The sequence below is a fragment of the Paenibacillus albiflavus genome (assembly GCF_004344915.1).
Taxonomy (GTDB): Bacteria; Bacillota; Bacilli; order Paenibacillales; family NBRC-103111; genus Paenibacillus_AM; species Paenibacillus_AM albiflavus.
In genome coordinates, this window is record NZ_SKFG01000008.1 from 182,221 (window position 1) to 202,465 (window position 20,245).

At 43.2% G+C, this 20,245-nt stretch carries 18 protein-coding genes; all 18 read right to left on the reverse strand.

What is annotated here, in order from left to right; all coding sequences use genetic code 11:
• Nucleotides 1–6: 6 nt before the first annotated feature.
• A complete protein-coding gene (locus tag E0485_RS10155; RefSeq protein WP_132417951.1) occupies nt 7–840 on the reverse strand; it encodes a carbohydrate ABC transporter permease in 834 nt (277 codons plus the stop codon).
• A gap of 55 nt (nt 841–895) precedes the next feature.
• Nucleotides 896–1,789: a carbohydrate ABC transporter permease gene (locus E0485_RS10160; RefSeq protein ID WP_132417915.1), complete on the reverse strand. Its 894-nt coding sequence runs from the start codon at nt 1,787–1,789 to the stop codon at nt 896–898.
• A gap of 14 nt (nt 1,790–1,803) precedes the next feature.
• Nucleotides 1,804–3,222 carry an ABC transporter substrate-binding protein gene (locus tag E0485_RS10165; protein ID WP_132417916.1) on the reverse strand — a complete coding sequence of 473 codons (1,419 nt, stop codon included), beginning with the start codon at nt 3,220–3,222 and terminating at the stop codon, nt 1,804–1,806.
• A 125-nt stretch (nt 3,223–3,347) separates the two neighbouring features.
• Nucleotides 3,348–4,736 (reverse strand): ABC transporter substrate-binding protein, encoded by a 1,389-nt coding sequence (locus E0485_RS10170; RefSeq protein WP_165921140.1) that lies wholly within the window; start codon nt 4,734–4,736, stop codon nt 3,348–3,350.
• A gap of 52 nt (nt 4,737–4,788) precedes the next feature.
• A complete protein-coding gene (locus E0485_RS10175; RefSeq protein WP_235857523.1) occupies nt 4,789–5,559 on the reverse strand; it encodes a polysaccharide deacetylase family protein in 771 nt (256 codons plus the stop codon).
• Nucleotides 5,560–5,654: 95 nt separating this feature from the next.
• On the reverse strand, nt 5,655–6,305 hold the full coding sequence (locus E0485_RS10180; RefSeq protein ID WP_235857517.1) for an N-acetylmuramoyl-L-alanine amidase family protein: 651 nt from the start codon (nt 6,303–6,305) through the stop codon (nt 5,655–5,657).
• 292 nt (nt 6,306–6,597) lie between these two features.
• Nucleotides 6,598–7,371, reverse strand: a complete 774-nt coding sequence (locus E0485_RS10185) for a hypothetical protein (RefSeq protein ID WP_132417920.1) — start codon at nt 7,369–7,371, stop codon at nt 6,598–6,600.
• Entirely contained in the window at nt 7,368–8,807 is a 1,440-nt protein-coding gene (locus E0485_RS10190; protein ID WP_132417921.1) for a sensor histidine kinase, read from the reverse strand. Before E0485_RS10190 ends, E0485_RS10185 begins: the two co-directional genes overlap by 4 nt.
• 4 nt (nt 8,808–8,811) lie before the next feature.
• Nucleotides 8,812–9,468 (reverse strand): response regulator transcription factor, encoded by a 657-nt coding sequence (locus E0485_RS10195; RefSeq protein WP_132417922.1) that lies wholly within the window; start codon nt 9,466–9,468, stop codon nt 8,812–8,814.
• A gap of 173 nt (nt 9,469–9,641) precedes the next feature.
• On the reverse strand, nt 9,642–10,751 hold the full coding sequence (locus E0485_RS10200) for a methyl-accepting chemotaxis protein (RefSeq protein ID WP_132417923.1): 1,110 nt from the start codon (nt 10,749–10,751) through the stop codon (nt 9,642–9,644).
• A 105-nt stretch (nt 10,752–10,856) separates the two neighbouring features.
• Nucleotides 10,857–11,378 carry a DinB family protein gene (locus tag E0485_RS10205; protein ID WP_165921141.1) on the reverse strand — a complete coding sequence of 174 codons (522 nt, stop codon included), beginning with the start codon at nt 11,376–11,378 and terminating at the stop codon, nt 10,857–10,859.
• Between the two features lie 273 nt (nt 11,379–11,651).
• Complete coding sequence (locus tag E0485_RS10210) at nt 11,652–13,490, reverse strand: ABC transporter ATP-binding protein (protein WP_132417925.1); 1,839 nt, start codon at nt 13,488–13,490, stop codon at nt 11,652–11,654.
• Nucleotides 13,468–15,339 (reverse strand): ABC transporter ATP-binding protein, encoded by a 1,872-nt coding sequence (locus tag E0485_RS10215; RefSeq protein WP_132417926.1) that lies wholly within the window; start codon nt 15,337–15,339, stop codon nt 13,468–13,470. The genes E0485_RS10210 and E0485_RS10215 overlap by 23 nt, the downstream gene beginning before the upstream one ends.
• A 248-nt stretch (nt 15,340–15,587) precedes the next feature.
• On the reverse strand, nt 15,588–16,205 hold the full coding sequence (locus tag E0485_RS10220) for an ATP:cob(I)alamin adenosyltransferase (protein ID WP_132417927.1): 618 nt from the start codon (nt 16,203–16,205) through the stop codon (nt 15,588–15,590).
• Between the two features lie 33 nt (nt 16,206–16,238).
• Nucleotides 16,239–18,668, reverse strand: a complete 2,430-nt coding sequence (locus tag E0485_RS10225) for a heavy metal translocating P-type ATPase (protein WP_328591295.1) — start codon at nt 18,666–18,668, stop codon at nt 16,239–16,241.
• A gap of 128 nt (nt 18,669–18,796) precedes the next feature.
• Nucleotides 18,797–18,997: a cation transporter gene (locus E0485_RS10230; RefSeq protein WP_132417929.1), complete on the reverse strand. Its 201-nt coding sequence runs from the start codon at nt 18,995–18,997 to the stop codon at nt 18,797–18,799.
• 21 nt (nt 18,998–19,018) lie between these two features.
• On the reverse strand, nt 19,019–19,351 hold the full coding sequence (locus tag E0485_RS10235) for a metal-sensitive transcriptional regulator (RefSeq protein WP_235857519.1): 333 nt from the start codon (nt 19,349–19,351) through the stop codon (nt 19,019–19,021).
• A 101-nt stretch (nt 19,352–19,452) separates the two neighbouring features.
• The gene (locus E0485_RS10240) at nt 19,453–20,121 is read right to left on the reverse strand and encodes a phosphatase PAP2 family protein (protein WP_235857520.1); all 669 of its coding nucleotides are present in this window, start codon (nt 20,119–20,121) and stop codon (nt 19,453–19,455) included.
• Nucleotides 20,122–20,245 lie beyond the last annotated feature (124 nt).

The following is a 20,245-nucleotide window of genomic DNA, read 5'->3' on the forward strand; positions in this document are numbered from 1 at the left end:
AATTGACTATCCTTTAATTCCCGATAATTGAATACCTTCGACAAAATAGGATTCCGCATATAAAAACAACAGCACCATCGGAGTCATATACAGAACGGACGCAGCAAAAGCGACGCCCCTTGCCCCTTCATTAATGCTCGACAAATATAGGGATAATGGCTGCTTGAATGCATCCTCCAGAAATATGAGCGGCTGCTCGACCATATTCCAATAGTCAACAAACAGCAATACGACAAGCGCTGCGATCCCTGGCTGAATAAGCGGAACCATAATTTGATAAAAAATTCTCAAATGTCCGGCCCCATCTATTTTGGCCGCTTCAATATACGAATTCGGAATGTGCAACAAGAACTGTCTGAGCATAAAGACGCCAAAGGCACTGAATATCCCCGGTAATATGATGGCGGAAGTTGTGTTCATAAGCCCCAGCTTATCTGCGATAATATAATTTGGCACCAAAGTAACTTGAAACGGCATAAGCATGGTCATCAAATAAAGGACAAACAGTTTGTCCCGACCCCAAAATCGAAGCTTGGCAAACGCATACGCAGCCAAAGATGCGACCAGCACTTGCCCCACAATAATCGGTACGACCATAAACACTGAATTCCAGAACATTTGGAGGAATACAGGCTTATGAAACAGTACCTCTGTATATTGACTGAATGACACCCAGTCGGGAATCAGCTTCAAATTGATAAATCCGTCCTTCTCCCCTGTCGCTACATCGACCATCTGGCCAATAAGATGGTAGTTATAGTTAATTTCAGCTTCCGTCATGAAGGAGTTAGTGAATGTGACTACTATGGGGAATAGCATCACCGCGGCTATCCCCCCCATAATCAGCGTCAGCGCAAGCTTGCGGAATACAGCCAATTTTCTCACCGTCCCTACCTTATTCCATGAAATTCCGAAAGCGACGTTCGATAGTAAGCATGCCCGTCACAAAAACAAGAATACAGCCTACCATTAAGACTGCAGCTGCTGTCAGCTTCTGAACGTCGAGCGACAGAAACATGTTGTTCATGTAATGCTGTAGCATATAAATACGATCATGCGGATATCCGCCAGCGATCAGATACGTTTCACGGAACACTTTGAACGAATTAATAATGGACATCAGTATGACAAAGAACATCGTCGGAGTTAAATAAACAAGCGTAATATGAATCCATTTATGAAATTTGCCCGCCCCTTCGATATCCGCCGTCTCATAGTAGTCCTTCGGAATATTTTGTAGAGCAGCCAAAAATAAAATAATGTTGTATCCAATATTTTTCCATATATATACAATTATCAATACAGCCATCGACCACTCTGATTTCATCCAATCGATCCGCTCCAAATGAAAGCTCTGCAGCACTGCATTTAATGTTCCATTCCAATCGAACAAGATTTGCCATATCATCACAATGGATGCGACAGGAACCACAAGCGGCAATACAAAAGCAGTCTGTAGCCAATTCCGAATATACAGCTTTTGATTCAGCAACTGCGCAAACAGCAAAGACAAAGCTATAATGAGAGGTACGCTCACACTGGTAAACAGAAAGGTGTTTGACGCCGCTTTGCGAAAGGAAGTACTCGCCTGCAGTGCTATGTAATTGTCCAGGCCGACAAATGAGCCGTCAACCGTACGATCCTGAAACGAATAAAGAAATCCCATGGCAAACGGAATAAGATAAAACAAGGCAAAGCCAATCAGGCTTGGTGCCAGAAAGAGGGCTGCCACAGCCCAATCCTTTCGCAGCAGCCTGATCAGCTTATTCCAAAAACGCTTGTTTGTCATGTTCATACCACTCCCTATTCATTCAGAACAGTCGTCACTCTATTCTGAATCAGCTTAGCTACTTCTTCGGGTGATTTCTGTCCAGTGAAATAGGCTTTGGATTCTTTCAGCAGAATCTCATCGATTTTGGAGGGCTTGAACTGAACTGGATATTTCGCGTCGATAAGAAACTTCTCCAGATCGTCGATATCCTTTTGAGTAATTTCGAACTCTTTACCTTTCAAAGGTCCGACGGGTTGATCAGACATCACCTTTCCCTTTTTTAATACATCTTGAGCAACTTTCTTGTATGTAGCTTTATTTAATGAAAAACCGGCGCCGCGTCCTTGATCTTGCATCTCATCAGACAACATGAATTTTATGAAGTCCCATGCTTCGTCTTTTACAGCAGAACTTGCATTGATGCCAATCGTTTTGTATGTTCTGAAAAATCCGCCTGCCTCCTGCCCGCTTGCATTCGGTCTGGAGTAGAACTTTGACTTGTAAGGTTTCTGCAAAAAATCACTATTCCTTAACTCACGAATATAAGTTTGGGGTGAGTTAATAAATTCATTATAAAAAATCCCTCCATAATCTTCTCTTATCATCTTCTCATCAGACATCAACTTTACTTCCTTGAGTAATTCGATAAAGGCAGCAGAATCGAAATTAGCCTTCCTGCTCTCCAGATCAACGAACGTCGCATACTGACCATTAACCAGGTCTTTTATCATATTTTCAGGTGCGACTCCACCTAATGCGAAATGATTGCCACCTGCTTTCTTGACGATTTCCTTGGCTAAGTCGGTAAACTGTTCCCAATTCCAATTGCTATCGTCGATCTTTACTCCGCTTTTCTCAATTACGGTTTCATTCCCCATCAGACCATAAATAAAGAAGCCCATCGGCATTCCATAAATTCCGCCGTTTACCTTGATTCCGTCCAGAACGTTATTGAAGTATTGCTCTTTCTGAAAACTAGGGTCCTTATCGATCATATCTCCTATGTTGGCCAGCAGATTTTTTTTGACATAATCCCCTGATGGCAATTGATCCATCTGAATCAGATCAGGCCCTTTACCGGATAACATGGCCGCGTTTGTTGTTTTTTCAAATTTCTCCCAAGCAGCCTCGTCGTTTTCGTTACTTGTTTCGATATATTGAAGATCAATTGTGATATTAGGATGCTTGGCTTCATATCTTTTCTTGGCTTCTAAAAAGAAATCGTCAGAAAAATAGGTTGAAAATACAATTGTTTTCTTCTCCGTGCTATTTTTCGTTCCAGACGTTTCTCCCTTAGGTGGTGTAGTACCTGTCCCATTCTTCACCTGCTCGGTGTTTGTCTGCCCTACGTTTGATGTCTGCGCTCCCCCCGTATTGCCGCCAGCAGAGGTGCTGCAAGCAGAAACCATGACCATGATAAACGTGAACAGGATTAACATAGCTTTTCTCATTATTTTTCTTCCTCCCCATAATCTATCTCTCCGCGATCATCCCGCGGCTGTTACTCTATCAGTATAGTGCTGAGATATATGAGGAGTTAGATAGACTTGTATTGAAGTTGTAAAAACAATGCTCCTTATTCATTCAAATAGCTCATTATCCGGTTCTGTATGAGCTTAGCCGTGGCTTCAGCAGATTTCTGGCCAGTGAAGAATGCTTTCGCTTCCTCTGCGATGATCGTTGAAAGCTTGTTGTGTTCGTCATTGTATCCATAATTTCTTAAACGCGCCTCAGATACCATTTCCTTAAATGATTGAAGATTCTCTTCGGATGCTTCAATGGCTCTGCCAGCCTTAGGATCGCTAATGACCCCTTGCTTCACTAAATCTTTAATAGCTTTATCATTGACCGCCTTATTTATAGAAATACCGGTTTGCTCTGTTAAGGACTGCATCTCTTCCGACATTAAGAACTTCATGAAATTCCACGCTTCCCCTTTGACCGTAGAATTTGCATTCATCACTAGCTCTCTGGTCACGAGAAAGGATACACCTGATTGCTGGTCGGCTGAATGCGGCTTTTGATAGATTTTTCCGTTATTGTAATATAAGCTGAGACGGCTAAGATAATCCGAAGGGGAGGTGATTATAGAATAAGTGAAATTAGTTTTTTGCAAATCAATGAATTCTGACTTTATAACTTTGTCGTCATACAATGATTTCACTCGCTTAAGCAAATCTGTAAAAAACGCGGAGTCAAAAGATGCGGTTTGCCCATTGACCAATTTGGCATAATTGTCGGATATAAAGCTATTTAACAGCAGCTCCGGAGGCCAATTTCCCATGGAGACGGATTGCCCTCCCTTATTAGCCAACTTTTTGCTTATTTCTGCAAACTCGCTCCATGTCCAATTCTTATCATCGATGATGACGCCAGCATTCTCGATATTTGCAGCATCCCCAAACAAAACTTCCATGTAAAACTGTAAAGGAAGGGTATAAATACCGTCATTCATTCGGGAATTTTCAATAATATTCATTTGGTACAGGCTAGGATCAAAAGCTTTATCCCTCTTTATTAGCTCCTCTAAATTAACGAAAGCCTTTTTGTTAACATATTTATCAATGGGCAGGGGGACAGTCGTAACAGCATATAAATCCGCTCCCTTACCTGATAAAACCTCCGTAGTAATCTGTTTGATATATCTTTCCACTTCAGCAGGGTTCATAGTTGCCCCCTCAGTAGGAAACTCCTTGAACTGAATCGTCGTATTCGGATGCTGGGCTTCGTATTTCTGCTTCGCTTGTAGGTAGAAATCGTCCGCTGCAAGCATAGATACAACAACGGTTTTCTTGCCGTCTTTCGTTTCATCAAGCGGCATTCCTTCTTCAATGGGCGCAGCGACGTTGTTAGTATTCATGTTGTTTCTATTGTCTTGATTGTTGCTGCTGGTACTAGTACCCTTACAAGCTGTCAAACCAACCGCAAATACAAAACTCATACATATAATGATCAGCCTTTTCATTGTAAAACCAACTCCCATTCGAATTTATTATGATTACTTCAGCGTGATACGATTACAGACGTGTGTCATTTTGGAAATTAAGATAGAAATGGTCAGCGTCATTATATACACCAAACTCATATCCATTTTTCTTATAAAACGCGATTATTTTTGGAAGTGCTTGTAAAGTCTGTAGTTGTTCATGCATGAGAATGACTTCTATGTCAGTTGTAGTTTGCTTTTTAATATTTTCTACAATTTGGTTTGGATTATCTTTTACCGCCCAGTCCTTAGAATCAATTGTCCAATCCCAAATTTTAATTCCAGCTTTTATAATTTCATTGCGAATCTGTTGACTTTTCAATCCTGGTGCTGAACCATAAGGTGGACGAACCAACTTAGGATTTGTACCTGTAATATCCTGAATAAGAGATAATGTTTCGCTCATCTCTGATACAAACTGTCCGTTATCGTATAACTTTTTGGAATTATGCGTCATACTATGAGCTCCAACATAATGACCTTCTTCTGTGGCTCGTTTGACATTTTCTTGTAAATCGATTTTTTGTAAATTAATTCCCTGCATAAAAAATGTTGCTTGAATATCTTGCTCTTTTAATAAATCTAAGAATTCATCCGTTAATGTAGTAGGGCCATCATCAAATGTTAGATAAACAACTTTACCCGTAGGCTTTCCATCCGGTCTTTTTTGTTTTGCTGGTTGTATGGCACTTTGTATGATACTTTCTTCTGCTACCACTGTGGCATCTTCTTGATTGATACTTTCTTTGGCTACTACTTCTTCTTCAGGAGCAGAAGTGAGTTTCCCTATTAAAAAGATCATTAGGAAAATAGCTGCTAGAATAACAACTAATCTTCTTCTCTCCTTTCTCGCCTTTCTTACCCTTCTTTTTTTAATATCACTTCGTAATGTTTTCATTATTTATCTAGCCTTTCTCTATCAGCAAAATACTCTTTGATCCCGTTCACAATGGCCGCAGCCGTTCGATCCTGGTGTTTATCACTGAGCATATTCGTTTCATCGCTCCGGTTCGTGAGGTACCCTACCTCCAGCAGAATTGCAAGATTGTTGCTTTGCGTCAGTACCTTCCAGTCTTCCTTTCTCACACCGCGATCCTTGAATCCAGTAGCCTCCACCAAATGCTCATGCACCTCGCGTGCGAACGGAATACTATCGTCCGCATAATAATACGTTTCGGTGCCAGATACTTCGGGATCCGTATATGTGTTCCCATGAATAGAGACAAATGCCTCCGCATCGAGATCGTTTGCGAGTTTGACACGATCATCCAGATCAACAAAGGTATCGTCCGTACGTGTCATGTACACATCGAACATCGGCTCCTGCTGGAGCAGGTCGAATACTTTTTTTGACAGCGCTAGCGTGTACGCTCTCTCCCGCTTGCCGCTGGCTCCATCCGCGCCGGGATCCTTGCCTCCATGCCCCGCATCGATCACGATTTTGTAGTGTTGGGACGTTTCTTGTTGCATTGCTGTAGTCTTGTTCGGTGAAACTATCAACTCCGCGGAAGCCGAGGATGAAGACAGCTCATTTATCGACCAGATCATTCCCAGCAAAACAACGACAATTACCAACAATATGGCTTGGAGGTGTTTAAGCTGTTTTTTGCTTTTCTTTCTCATGTTGTCTCCTTACTCCGGTTGACGGCGAATACTGATAACTTTAAATATGCAACCAGTGTAGCAGGCGAATATATGAGGAGTTAGATAGACTTGTATTGAAGTTGTAAAAACAAGAAAGAACCGTCAGAGGTGAATTGTCCCCTGACGGTCCTTTATTTGCGCGGCTACAAAGCCGCAGGTGTGGTCTTGCAGCACTGGGTTAGGCGGGTAGGCCTGCTTAGAGCCTAGAAAAGTAACTAAGCAGCGCCATGACATCCTTACTGAAACCGACAACTTCATTTCGTTTCAAATCGACTGTGACAGTGTATTTTAACTTATCGCCGTCCTTGCTCATGTAATACAATTCCACAACACCACCCGAGCGCGTCATGCCCTCATTCAGCGATAGATCGGACAACAGATAGCTCCCTTTATCTTGAATAAACTTTGTTGCGAGAGGGATAACTTCGTTCATGTGATATTTCACCAATCGATCGTCTTCCACTGTATTCCTGGCAAAATTCTGTATCGTTTCTCCCCCCCTGACAGCTTTAATGACATCGCCGTCCCTCGCATTCAGCACGATATCGTATACTTCATCAGGGTCGGTCAATTTGGTCATGGTCGTATAATACAAGCCGCCAGAATACGGAGAAAACTCAGTTTGATCGTTCACCTTTAATTCTGGAGCCTTTGCTGATTTCACTCTCGGAGTATTTTCCGCCTCACTTAGCAAAACTTTAAACTTGTTCTGATCAATAACCACCAACTCGAATTGAAACTCGTCCGTCGTCAAATTCTCATCGAAGTACTTATTTACCGCATTTAGACTAAGTGTCTTCACCGCATCCTGGGACAGAACGCCCTCATATTCCGCCTCAATATTCTCGTTCTCTCTGATTATTTTTTTAACCATAACGGTATCTTTGGGGATCGTATTGAAGACACTCTGGCACCCTGTCGCCAGGATCATGAACGACGCGCATATGATAACCAAAATAAGCTTCTTCATTCCTTTATCCCGCCTTTCGGATGGGTAAGTGCGAATACGACTTCTACGGTAGTGCCCTGGTTTTCATTGCTGGTTACCCGGATGACGGCATTGTGGACGCTCGCTACATTTTGACATATTGCAAGGCCGAGTCCTGCCCCTTTACCGCTTCTTGTTCTAGATTTATCCACCATATAAAAAGGTTCGAAAATTTTATCCTGATGTTCCTTGGCGATCCCGATGCCCTGATCCATCACTTCAAGCGTGTAATGCCCGCCGTGCCATGCGATGCGCAGCGTAATGGTCTGCTGTTCATCCGAAGCTTTGAGCGCATTGTCCACCAGATTGAAGATCAGAACTTTGATCAAATCCTTCTCCAATCTCAGCTCACCCGGTTCGCACTCAGTGACGATAGTCACCTGCTTTTCTTTAGCCATCATATCTAGTGCAGGTTTGATTTCAGCTATAACCGCTCCCAAATCGTGCAGCTCCATCTCGAAGTTATCCTCTTGCAACACAATCAAGTTCATCAGCTTCAATGACAACATCTCTAATCGTTTGCCTTCTGAATAAATCACATTCAAACCGTCCAGAAACGTTTCCTCATCGTATTTGGTTGTCCTCATAAAATTCGCATAGGCGATAATTGAAGTCAACGGTGTTTTTAATTCATGCGTAAAATTATTGATAAATCGCTGCTTCTCTTGATTGTTCCGCTCAAGTTCAGTGATTGTGTCCTCCACAACAGCGGCCATATTGTTAAAATTGTGGGCCAGCATCCCGATTTCGTCCTTTGATTTTAACTGGACGCGTTCAGAGAAATTCCCCTGTGCAATAACCTGAGCAGTTCGACCCAGCCGATCAATCGATCTTGTCAGTCCTCGGCTTACAAAAAACATGATCAACATATAGAGGAAACAAGCCACCACATCCACTTGTACAAAGAACTGATACTGATCTACACGGTCCTGATATAAAGAGGTGACATCTACCATATAGGTAAATAGATAGCTTGTACGGTTAATATCCGCCATATTTGAAGTGAACAGGATCGTTCGCTCATCGATATCCCGTAAAATATAATTGATTTCATCCGTGCCCAGCTTGCCCAGTTCCTCACGTTGTGTCGGCATTTGGAAATCGGTATTACTGAAGACCACCCGATTCTTCTGATCCCTGATATCTAAATAAAGACGTTGTTCTTTACTTGTACCAACAAATTCATTAGCGATTCTTGTTAATACTGTTTTCTCGTAATCAATAGAATCATAGATGCGAAGGATCGGTACAATCGCGTTGACACTGGATTGTATACTCATATTCTGGCTTAACGCACTATTGATCTCCTGTTCAAGCATTCTATTGTGGCTGCGCTCGATAACCATAATGGAGGCTGCGTTAAAGATAATGACGAAGACTAGAATCGAGAAGATATAAATCTTTTGCCAAAATTTCATCCCCTCAATCCTCCAGCCGATAGCCGAGTTTATAAATGGTCTTGATGTGATCCTGCAGCTCTAGTTTTTTGCGCAGTGATTTAATATGCATATCGACCGTTCTTGTTTCACCATAATAGTCGCCGCCCCATACTTTATCGATGAACTGCTCTCTTGATAAAGCGATGTTCTTGTTTTTCAGTAGAACAACAAGCAAATCATATTCCTTCGGCGTTAGCTCTACAACTTCCCCCTGTTTGGTTATTTCCCGTTTGTCCAGATCGACAAGAAGGGTTTGAAATGCCATCATCTGTTCTTCTTTGCCATATCTCCGCAGTACCGTTTCTATTCGGGCCAGCAGCTCAATCGCTTCGAAAGGCTTGACCATGTAATCATCAGCCCCCAGCCTCAGCCCGTCCACTTTATCATAAACCGAGTTTTTTGCCGTCAAAAAAATAACTGGAATACGATAAGGTCTGATTCGTTCCATCAGCGCAAAACCGTCCAGTTTCGGAATCATGACATCCAGCAAAATAAGGTCGAACTTCTCCCGCTTTACCAGCTCCAGCGCCGCCAAGCCGTCATAGACCTCGGTCGTCTCGTAGTTCACGATGTTAAGATTCATTTTAATGATTTTAGAAATATGAATATCATCTTCAACTATCAAAATCTTTTTGTTCATCCCCTGAATCTCCTAACACGAATGATGGGTATATTTAGCAATGGTTAGATACTCCATCTATAATAGCACGGTGTGGACCAGTTATCTTTTAATTATGAGCTGAAAGTTATAAATTCCGTATCACAAATAAATAATGGTGAGTAGCTTCGCTCTACTCACCATTCTCAAATCACTTAAGTTTGCTCGAATTGATGGATCAACCCCTGCAAAGTATCGAGCGCTTTGCTAGCTTCCTGATCCGCGATCTGTGAAATATAGGCGATCTGATCCGAGCTTTGTTTATTAGCTGGTACAACATCAAAGAGCGTATCCAGCACCTCGGAGGTCTGATCGACGTATGAGGCATTCTTGATCGTCTGTTCTCTTCCTGACTGCACGAGCGCTACAGCCTGCATGACCGATTCATCAATCATGCGAATGATCGCAGCGATGTCTGCCGCGGATTTATTCGTCTCATCCGCCAGCTTGCGAACCTCTGTCGAGACGACCGCAAATCCACGTCCATGCTCCCCGGCTCTAGCTGCTTCAATCGATGCATTCAAAGCTAGCAGGTTGGATTGATTGGCAAGCTCGCGAATGGATTTGAGAATGGTTGATATGGATGCCGCACGCTCTTGCAGCTGACGAATCTGCGACTCCTGCTCATAGGCAAGTGCCTTTTGATGTTCAAAAATACTCTGTGCCTTCAAAAGTTGCTTTCTTCCTTGTGTTGTCAGCTCCGTCATCTCATCCGAAATCCGCATCCCAATCTGAGTAGAAGCGATCACCTGTTTAACCGCATCGTGAATCTGAACTACCATTTGCTGTGTTGACTTTACCGTAGCTACTTGAGCAGCATCAGCTTCTATTTGCAAAATCCGCGACATTTTGAGTAAATCTGCTATGGTCACAATACCTGCAAGCTTCCCATTCTCTACGATGATGACGGAGTCATATAAATGGTACTCATCCCGACTCAATGCTTGATCGATCAGTGCTTGCGGCGAATCCGAAATATCCGCGATGATAGGCGATTGTTCCATCAACACACTTACTGACTTCTCAAAATACAACGAGCTTCCGTACAATCGTCCCATATGCAAATAAAACCGATCCTTCATAATCAAACCGATTGGAGCCTCTTCCGAATTGCACACCACTGCACAATCCACCGTTTCTAACGACTCAAACTGCTTGTGACATTCCCCGCATGTCTGCTCAGGACGAATAATTAGCGCTTTGCGTAAATAATCCTTAATCCTCATATGGCGAACTCTATTGGAATCAACTCGATCAGCAAGCATACAAAGTCTCCTCTGACTAGTACTTTCTTCCCATCATAGAGCGGAAATATTAAATTAAATGAGGAGCTATGTAAACGCAACGTAAAATTGTTATCACGCAGGTACTTATTGATTCATTGCATACAAATAGAGGAGATAATCCGTCGGCGCACCTTGATGTCCGAGTTGATGAAGCATAGCAGATAGATTTCCACGATGATAAGTTCCATGATTACATACTTGCTGCATCACTTCCACAAGAGGCACATCGATTCGTCCCAACCTCGGATGCTCATAAGTGATGATCTGATCCAAGTCCGAGTGATTGGTCAGGAAGTCCTCATACATAGCATTGGTTCTCCCATATTCAGCTTCTATCGCAGCTAAATTCTGCCCTTCTAGCCTATGAATGAATTCACCGATCTGAGCCGTAATGACATCATGGCTATCTCCACGCATACGCCTTAGAAGTACCATATCCGCCTTTGCAATATGCACGAGAACTTGATTTACCGTTGAAAATACACTTGTAATCTCCGTATCACATACCTCTTGTGGCAGCGTTCTTAAATGGTCAAAATACTTGTTATTCGCCCAGACATGATAATCATACAACTGAACGGCACGATGCTTGACTTGTGTACTCATCTTCCTCATCCCTTCTCTTTTTTATCAATATATTCTTTAAAAAATACCCATACCCTCTAGAAAGTAAAAAAGACCCAAACGAATTACTCGTTTAGGGCCTTGGTTTATAAGCTGATGATGAATTATTTCAATCCGCTAGCTACTTCATTGATCATTTCAGTCATGGACAGTAGTCCACCGCCACCGCCTGATAGGTACCAGTAGTTAGCTGGAACCAGGGCCATATCCGCTCATTTTACCATCGGCGTTTCGTGCTAACGTACATCATATTTGCTAAAAGTCTACCACTTCCCCATACCACTGCGCTTGCGCATGATACATGGCGGCATATTGACCGCCCTTGGCTAGCAGCTCGGTATGATCACCCTCTTCTATAATTCTTCCATCTGCAAATACCAGGATTCGATCTACAATCGTGGTAATGCCCAATCGGTGAGAAATCAAGATCGTCGTCTTATCCCCTGTAATTTTAGCAAAATCACGATACAACTGGGCTTCAGCAACTGGATCAAGCGCTGAGGTAGGCTCATCCAGCACCATAATCCTAGCCTTGTCACGATACATAGCACGTGTGATCGCAACCTTCTGCCACTGCCCGCCCGAAAGATCATTGCCCCCTTCACTAAACGTTCCTACGGTTTCATCAAGCCCATTAGGCTGCGCTTCAATAAAAGAGAATGCATTCGTTGTCTTGGTGAGCTTCTCCAGATCTTCATCCGTTATTTTGCGGCTTCTATCGGAGAATGTAATGTTCTCTTTAATAGAAGTCTCGTATCTGCCAAAATTCTGAAAGACGACAGAGATTGCGTTCCGCACGGATGCAAGATAGTTTTTGACATTAAGCCCACCAACCGTAACTTCTCCAGATGTAGGCTGATGCATACCGCACAGTAGATTCGCAAACGTCGATTTGCCAGAGCCATTCTCACCAACAATCGCTATTTTCTCGCCTTGCTTGATCGTGATACTTAGGTTTTTAAGTGCTTGCATAGTTGAATTCGGATACGTAAAGCTTACATTTTCAAATACAATATCTGCCTGATCCAGAACTTGCGGATGATCCTCCAGCTTCTCCTTAGGCGTTGCATCCAGCTCAAAGAAGTCCTTCATATAACGAATATCCCCAAAAAATTGCGCAATGCCAACAAACACTTTGGTCGTTGCATTCTGCAACTGCACAGCAAGCGTAGAGACGAGCATAAATACACCAAGCCCGATCGCAGGATTATCGTATATTTGCTTCGCTACAAGCAGCAAGATGCCAATATAAACTCCGTTTCGAAGTATATCCGCCAACGAATTATACACAACATGCTTACGGGATACGGCGTTCTTCTGTTTCAGATAGTTCATCGACACGTCACGCCATTTGTCCTTAATCCATGGATACATGCCAAAAAAACGAACATCATTCATCGATTTACAATTCTCATTCGCTCCTGATGCCATATAGAATAAATGGACGGACATCGCGCCATCTTTCATAGATTTGGTCTTATTTTTGTAATCCTCATCTTTTTGTTTAATGGATAGGACAACTGCAGGAATACAGGTTGCAATCAGGATCATAACGATCAACAAGCTAACATCGAGCAGAACAAGTGTAATGCTAACAAAGGTAATGACCTGCTGTAAAATAACGATGGATTGCTGCATGCTTTGCGCAACCTGTGAGCCTCCGGACATCTCTGCAAAGGCCAGCTTATCCCGATAGTCTCCTTCATTCTCAATATATTTGTACTCCACGCTGCTTGCAGACTCAATAATCTTCTTCTTCATGTATCTGGTTGTACGCTGCCGATCAACCTCCGCATAATAATCACTGGCAAATAGATAGCTTGTCTGCATCAGATATAGAAGGATCAACAAGCCAAGCACGAGCAAAGCTGTCATGATGGTTTCCTGTCCTTGAAAGATTTGCTGCACATGATTCGTAAAATCCCGAAGCGTCATAGAAATCCATACAGGTACGAAAGCCATTGCAAATCCGATAAGATTAACGAACAGCGACATTGTGCTTTTGGTCCTAAAGCTGACTTGCAGCGCCTTCCCTGCAATTCGAAGAACCTCACCGATCCCAAGCCTTCCCTTAAGCTCTTGCTGGTTCTTCATCCCTTACACCTCTTTCATCCTTGCGATCTTCAGACAAGTCATACCACTGAGCCTGCTCTTGAAAAAAGTTAGCATAAACGCCGCCCTTGGCCATCAGTTCCTCATGGGCACCATCTTCCACAATTCTGCCGCCATCCAGCACCAGAATACGATCTGCCAAACGAGCAAAACCAATGCGATGGGAAACAAGAATCGAAGTTCTGCCACCCAGTTTCTGCTTAATATGAAAAAATTGCTCCATCTCGGCAATCGGATCAAGCATCGAGGCTGGCTCGTCAAAAATCATGACTTCCTTATCACTCATATGCGTACGGGAAACCGCCACACGCTGCCCTTCGCCGCCAGAGAGCATGGCGCCATCCTTATGAACCTGTTTACCTAAGCGATGGTTTAATCCTTGCTTTAGCTTCTGCAGCACTTTTGCTGCACCACCTCGTTCAATAGCACTCATGATCATTGGCTCATTGCCAATTTCCTTCACATTCCCCATTCCGACGTTCTCGCCAAGCGTTAAGTGGAACAAGTAAAAATCTTGAAAGAAGGTCCCGATTCGATCCATCACAAAGTCTTTACGATATTCCGAGTATCGTCTGCCCATGAACTTCACTTCGCCTTCAGTAGGCGCATAGAGTCCAAGCAGAATCTTAATGAGCGTCGTTTTGCCGCAACCGTTGCTGCCGACAAGAGCTACCGTTTCACCACGTTTTATCTGGAAATTAAGATCATTCAGTACAGGCCTGTCTGCTTTATAGGCGAAAGACAAGTTGCGAACTTCAAAGCAAACCTCCGAATCAAGCGGGGTATCCGCTTTCCGTGATTCCTCCTTAGGATCAACTGCCTGTGTATTCTCAAAAAAACGGCGCTGAATATCCAGTCCATACAGACCATAATCAAGATGCTGATAGCTTTTGGGAATCGTCGCTACTGCTTCTGCAATACTGGTACACAGAAGGAATATCATAAGAAGCACATCAGGAGTCATTGTGCCGCCTGCAACCTGAAACAAGGCATACACCATCATCAGCACCATAAACACATAAAATCCCACTTTACTGAAAAAAGTGATCTGAGCTATACCATATGAACGCTCCACTTGCGTTTTCTCAATTGTGTCATAAGCCTCATCCCACTTCGTCTTCACCCATTCTGAGCTGTTAAAAATTCGGGTTTCCTTAGCCGGATCTCCATTCTGCGCCAGTTTCTCGAAATAATCCGCTTTGCGAAGCATCTCTCGCATTTCTTGCCATGCAACACGAGCCTTATTAGAGAACGCTGAATTGAGATAAATAACGACAAGGATATAAAAGACGGTCATGATAAAAATAATTTTTGAGGTGATGAGCGCTACAATCATTAGAGAAATGATAGAAGCCATTCTCGCCAGCAGCGAGCAGCCTGAACTCATCAGATCCGTCAGTGAGCCACAACGGGAAATAGCAGCAAAGTACTCATCCTTGACCTCCTTCTTCACTAGCTCGGATAGATCGATTCGCTGCGCGCTGTCCATCATCTCTTCTTCGAGTCCCAAATAATAAGAATCAAACATCGTCATATACAGAAAATCATCATTCAAGCGAGTTGAGAGCCCTGACACCATCAGGATAATCCCCAGCATGACAATATCCGGAACCAAGGCTGAGAACGAACCCGCTCCCGTCGAGATAAAGCCAGACAAGTTCGCGATAATATCGCGATTGTAGGCGAGCGCTATGGCAGGCAGCACGGCAAGCCCCATGCTAAGCACAGTCCAGAGCAAAAACATTTTACGGTCAATTTTCCAGGCAAGCCGGATTCCCCATTTAGCTGCTAATAGCTTATCCGTCAAGCCAGCCTTCTTCCTGTTAGCCATGTTCTACCCCCGAATTCCACTTGAAGAAACGGTTTCACCGTCTTTATAAGACGGATGCGTTTCTTAAGGTGATACTTAGAATTTATGAGCTAAGCAAAATAAATTCTATATCACCGAAAAAAGACATGGAGAACCCTCACTATAAATAGTTTAGGGTTCTCCATGTCTCTCCCGTTTTTATCTAAATTATCATAATATACGGAATACTATAAGCGATAATTAGATAAAATGGAACCACAAATAAAAGACTAGCTCACTCTAGCTCTCAATTCTTCCACTGTCATGCGATCAATGAAACGCGCAAACTTCTCCTTCATCTTGCCATATTTCTGATAGAGATGAATGAGTTTAAGAACCTGCGGAATCAGCATCTCTTCTGGCACCTCAGAAAGGAACAAGCTGCCTATTCCTGCTTTGATCGATTTCGGTTCACCGCCAATATAGATGGAGAACTTATCTTTTATTTTCACAACACCAATATCTTTGAGCAGCGGTTCACTAGTACCGAGCGCACAGCCAGCATAGCCGATCTTGAGCGGGCCTGGTGTAGCTAATCCGGCAATCGCCTCATTCAGCTTTCTTGCGATTTCCAGTCCCGCATCTTCCGCACCGCGGCAGAAGTGACATGCAATCAAGCTCTTGGTGTAGAAGCCAGATGGATAAATCTCCAACCCGATTTTCTTCAATTCAGTCTGCACCTCATCGATTCGATCCTCAGCCATCTCGACATACAATTGCTTGAACGTCGTTAACTCAATTTTGGCATCCTCGCCAATGATAGAGCCTAGGACGGCCAGTTGTTCTGGCCTGAACATAGCTCCTCCTACTTCAAAGCCTGGTGTCACTGCAAATTTCCCCATTGTCATTTACGCTTACCTCCCCATGATAAGCCAAACCTTTTATTTAAGCTTCACTCGCTGCAAACGTAAGGCATTCAAGACAACCGATACCGAGCTTAAAGCCATCGCTGCCCCTGCTACCCAAGGCGCAAGCAATCCTATGGCTGCAATCGGGATACCGAGTGAGTTGTAGGCAAGTGCCCAGAACAAGTTCTGCTTAATGTTGCCCATTGTTCTTTTACTCATATAAATCGCATCTGGAATGCTATTCAAGTCACCGCGCATTAGCGTTACGTCTGCTGCTTCCATCGCAATGTCGGTACCTGTACCTATCGCTATCCCTACGTCAGCAGTAGCCAGAGCTGGTGCATCGTTAATGCCGTCCCCAACCATCGCAACTTTGACACCTGTTGCCTGCAATTTCTTCACTTCGTTCGCTTTGCCTTCCGGCAATACTTCGGCAAGTACATGATCAATGCCAACCTGTTTCGCAATGGCTTCCGCAGTACGGGTATTATCCCCCGTGATCATGACGACATCAATGCCCATTGCTCGTAATCGCGCAATCGCTTCTACTGATGTTTCTTTAATCGTATCCGCTACGGCAACCATCCCTGCAAAATGACGATCAATTGCGATTAGCATCGCTGTCTTGCCTGCCGATTCATAAGCTTCCATCTCAGCATTAAGCTGGCTATAATCAATCGACTCACGGTTCAACAGCTTACGAGTGCCTACTAATACATTCTTGCCTTCTACGATGGCTTCAATTCCATAGCCAGGGATAGCTTCAAAGTGCTGAACGGCTGGCAGCTGAATGCCTTTCTCCACGATACCTGCGACAATCGCTTCTGCAAGTGGATGCTCCGATTGTTTCTCAGCAGCCCCTAGTAAACGAAGCACTTCCGTTTCATCCATCCCTACAACGGTGACGTCTGTTAATTCCGGTTTACCTTTGGTCACTGTACCTGTTTTATCAAGAATGATCGTCTGTACTTGGTGCATCGACTCTAAATGCTCGCCGCCTTTGAATAGAATACCGAATTCGGCTGCACGACCTGAACCTGCCATAATCGATGTAGGTGTTGCAAGACCTAATGCACAAGGACAAGCGATAACGAGAATTGCGATCCCGATCTTAAGTGCACTTGCAAAATCTCCAGGTGTAATGAACAAATACCAGATCAGGAACGCAACTACGGCAATCCCAACAACGATCGGCACGAAAATACCCGAAATAATGTCAGCGATACGTTGAATTGGAGCTTTGGAGCCTTGCGCATCTTCCACAACTTTGATGATCTGGGCTAAAGCTGTTTCTTTGCCCACCTTCGTTGCTTTGATTCTAAGACTGCCATGCTTATTCACGGTAGCACCGATTACGACATCGCCAGCTTTTTTCTCAACAGGCAGGCTCTCACCTGTAAGCATGGATTCATCAATCGAGGAAATACCTTCAATCACTTCACCATCAACTGGAATCTTCTCACCAGGTTTAACAATTACGACATCACCCACGATTACTTCTTCCACTGGAATGCTGATTTCTGCGCCATCACGAACAACGAGCGCCATCTTGGCTTGGAGACCCATAAGTTTCTTAATGGCTTCAGAAGTGCGCCCTTTCGCTAAGCTTTCGAATAGCTTACCGAGAATGATTAATGTGATTAATATTGCACTTGTTTCATAATACATTTCCGGCATATGGTGAACTTCTGCTGCAATCGCCCATTGAATCGTGAGGTATAAGCTGTAGAAGTAAGCCGCGGATGTACCCAATGCCACGAGAACGTCCATATTAGCGCTCTTATTGCGAAGTGCCTTGTAAGCCCCGACATAGAACTGTTTACCGATAATGAATTGTACAGGAGTTGCTAGAATGAGCTGAACCCAAGGATTCATCAAGAAATCAGGCAAATAGATCCATGATGTAAACGAAAAATGGCTTACCATTGCCCAGAGTAGTGGGAAAGAAAGAATAGCTGAGATTAGCAGCTTACGCTTATGCCATACAAGCTCTTTCTCTTTGCGATCTTTCGTATCAGTCTTATCGCTCTTCGGCGTAGCTTTGTATCCAAGCTGATCCACTTTCTTCATCATGTCTTGGATACTAACTTCTGCAGCAACGAATTCCACATGCGCAGTTTCCAGCGCTAGGTTAACGGTTGCATGACTAACACCTGGCAGCTTATTTAATCCCTTCTCAATTCTTGTCGCACAAGCTGCACAAGTCATACCTGTAATATCGAAATCCGCGCTTTCCTTCACTGTGCTGTATCCGAGATCCTCGATTTTCTTCTCAATCTGAGGCAAATTAACTTTCGACTTGTCGTAAGTGACCGAAGCTTTCTCCAAAGCAAAATTCACATTCGCTTCTTCAACACCATCGATTTTCTTAAGCCCCTTCTCAATCCGATTCGCACAAGCCGCACAAGTCATTCCTGCAATCTGTACAGTTAGCTGTTTGCTCGATCCTTCCATGATTCTCATCCCTTTCATATACCCGTATGGGGTATATTTTATTCAAAAAAATATAGCACTAACCAAACTGTTCAAGGAGATGCGGCTAACGATCTGGCAGCCCATGCGATCTCCTTGAATTCAACTTATATCCAAACTTAAACTACATCATATCCTTGATCTTCAATTGCTTCTTTAACCGCATCGAGTGTAATTTGGGATTCATCATAAGTTACGGTTACTTGTTTATTCGCTAGATCCACTTGACCAGTAGCGCCTAATTGCTTCATTGCACCTTCTACTGAATTAACACAATGACCACAAGACATTCCTTCTACGTTCAAAGTAACTGTTGCCATTCTTAACATCTCCTTCGTTTATTATTTCATTAATTTATTGATTGTAATTAGGAGTTCATCCACTACTTCATGATCGCCTTCTTGCAACCGTTCGATCACACAACTCTTCATATGACCTTCAAGAAGAATCTTGCCGACACTATTCAGCGCGGATTGAATGGCCGCAATCTGATTCAGAACATCATCGCAGTAAGTATCTTTCTCAATCAAGCCTTTGACACCGCGAATTTGTCCTTCGATCCGATTCAAGCGTGAAACCAGATTGTTCTTTATTTTATCTGAATGGTGACTTTTGCGTGTACTTGGATCGCTATGGCAACTGGCTTCCATATTGTTCGTCTGTTGTTGTTCCATAATTACCCTCCTTACATTTTCAATATACCATACCCCCATAGGGTACATCAATAGGCTTTTGAAAAAAATTGAAAATAGACTTGCCCCTATCTTAAACAGCACTATCCCGCTTCATGAGTGGCAATTGCTACAACTCTTAGCTTAAGCTTCATCAAATAAGGTAGAATCAACTTCGCAAGCAGGAAGGTGCACTCCGCAACTATAATAGCCATTCCCACATCTGCCAGCACATGCTGCTTAACAAAAAGCGTAGAAGCGATAATCATGATTCCGATAAACTGAACCGTTAACCTACCCCAGCGCTTTAACACTCTGGCGCCTTTCATCATGAGATAGCTTGTCAGCACATGGATGCTCGGGAAACAATTATAAGGAAGGTCATGCGCATAAATAAATTGCACAAGGTAATTGAGTATACCCCCCTCACCTACTTTAGGACGCGGTACTGTCGTCTGAAAATAATAATAAAACACATAGCTGACTAGCAGTCCTAAACATAATGCCAGTAAAGTCTTAAAATAAACTCGAACATCCTTTAAGAAAATAAAGAGGAGTGTTAGCGCAATAAATGGATACCATACGATATAAGGAATAATGAATGCTGGAAGAAAAGGAATTTGCCTGTCAAGCGGCGTTATTAACATCCGAACCTCGGATGAATGCTCATTCAGGATTCCATATATGATATTCAATGCTGGTATCGCGATCATCCAAAGCAGCGGTTTGTATTTCACCCATTTGCTTTTGTTTGTTCCTATTTGTGTACTCATTGTTGTTATAAATCCCTTCTGTAGATTCTATTGTTCATTGTAGGTGTTTTGTTCGAGTAAAACAATCTCATTTCCTACAATAAGAGCACCCCTAAGGGTGCTCAATACAACTACTTCAAGGGAA

Bases quoted from the DNA above. Each gene is read 5' to 3' on its own strand.
- E0485_RS10225 (WP_328591295.1), bottom strand. From the start codon at position 18,668: ATGAGAATCATGGAAGGATCGAGCAAACAGCTAACTGTACAGATTGCA.
- E0485_RS10200 (WP_132417923.1), bottom strand. From the start codon at position 10,751: ATGCTTGCTGATCGAGTTGATTCCAATAGAGTTCGCCATATGAGGATT.
- E0485_RS10230 (WP_132417929.1), bottom strand. From the start codon at position 18,997: ATGGCAACAGTTACTTTGAACGTAGAAGGAATGTCTTGTGGTCATTGT.
- E0485_RS10240 (WP_235857520.1), bottom strand. From the start codon at position 20,121: ATGAGTACACAAATAGGAACAAACAAAAGCAAATGGGTGAAATACAAA.
- E0485_RS10160 (WP_132417915.1), bottom strand. From the start codon at position 1,789: ATGACAAACAAGCGTTTTTGGAATAAGCTGATCAGGCTGCTGCGAAAG.
- E0485_RS10170 (WP_165921140.1), bottom strand. From the start codon at position 4,736: ATGAAAAGGCTGATCATTATATGTATGAGTTTTGTATTTGCGGTTGGT.
- E0485_RS10155 (WP_132417951.1), bottom strand. From the start codon at position 840: ATGGGGGGGATAGCCGCGGTGATGCTATTCCCCATAGTAGTCACATTC.
- E0485_RS10195 (WP_132417922.1), bottom strand. From the start codon at position 9,468: ATGAACAAAAAGATTTTGATAGTTGAAGATGATATTCATATTTCTAAA.
- E0485_RS10165 (WP_132417916.1), bottom strand. From the start codon at position 3,222: ATGAGAAAAGCTATGTTAATCCTGTTCACGTTTATCATGGTCATGGTT.
- E0485_RS10205 (WP_165921141.1), bottom strand. From the start codon at position 11,378: ATGAGTACACAAGTCAAGCATCGTGCCGTTCAGTTGTATGATTATCAT.
- E0485_RS10185 (WP_132417920.1), bottom strand. From the start codon at position 7,371: ATGAAGAAGCTTATTTTGGTTATCATATGCGCGTCGTTCATGATCCTG.
- E0485_RS10175 (WP_235857523.1), bottom strand. From the start codon at position 5,559: ATGATCTTTTTAATAGGGAAACTCACTTCTGCTCCTGAAGAAGAAGTA.
- E0485_RS10235 (WP_235857519.1), bottom strand. From the start codon at position 19,351: ATGGAACAACAACAGACGAACAATATGGAAGCCAGTTGCCATAGCGAT.
- E0485_RS10210 (WP_132417925.1), bottom strand. From the start codon at position 13,490: ATGAAGAACCAGCAAGAGCTTAAGGGAAGGCTTGGGATCGGTGAGGTT.
- E0485_RS10220 (WP_132417927.1), bottom strand. From the start codon at position 16,205: ATGACAATGGGGAAATTTGCAGTGACACCAGGCTTTGAAGTAGGAGGA.
- E0485_RS10215 (WP_132417926.1), bottom strand. From the start codon at position 15,339: ATGGCTAACAGGAAGAAGGCTGGCTTGACGGATAAGCTATTAGCAGCT.
- E0485_RS10180 (WP_235857517.1), bottom strand. From the start codon at position 6,305: ATGATCTGGTCGATAAATGAGCTGTCTTCATCCTCGGCTTCCGCGGAG.
- E0485_RS10190 (WP_132417921.1), bottom strand. From the start codon at position 8,807: ATGAAATTTTGGCAAAAGATTTATATCTTCTCGATTCTAGTCTTCGTC.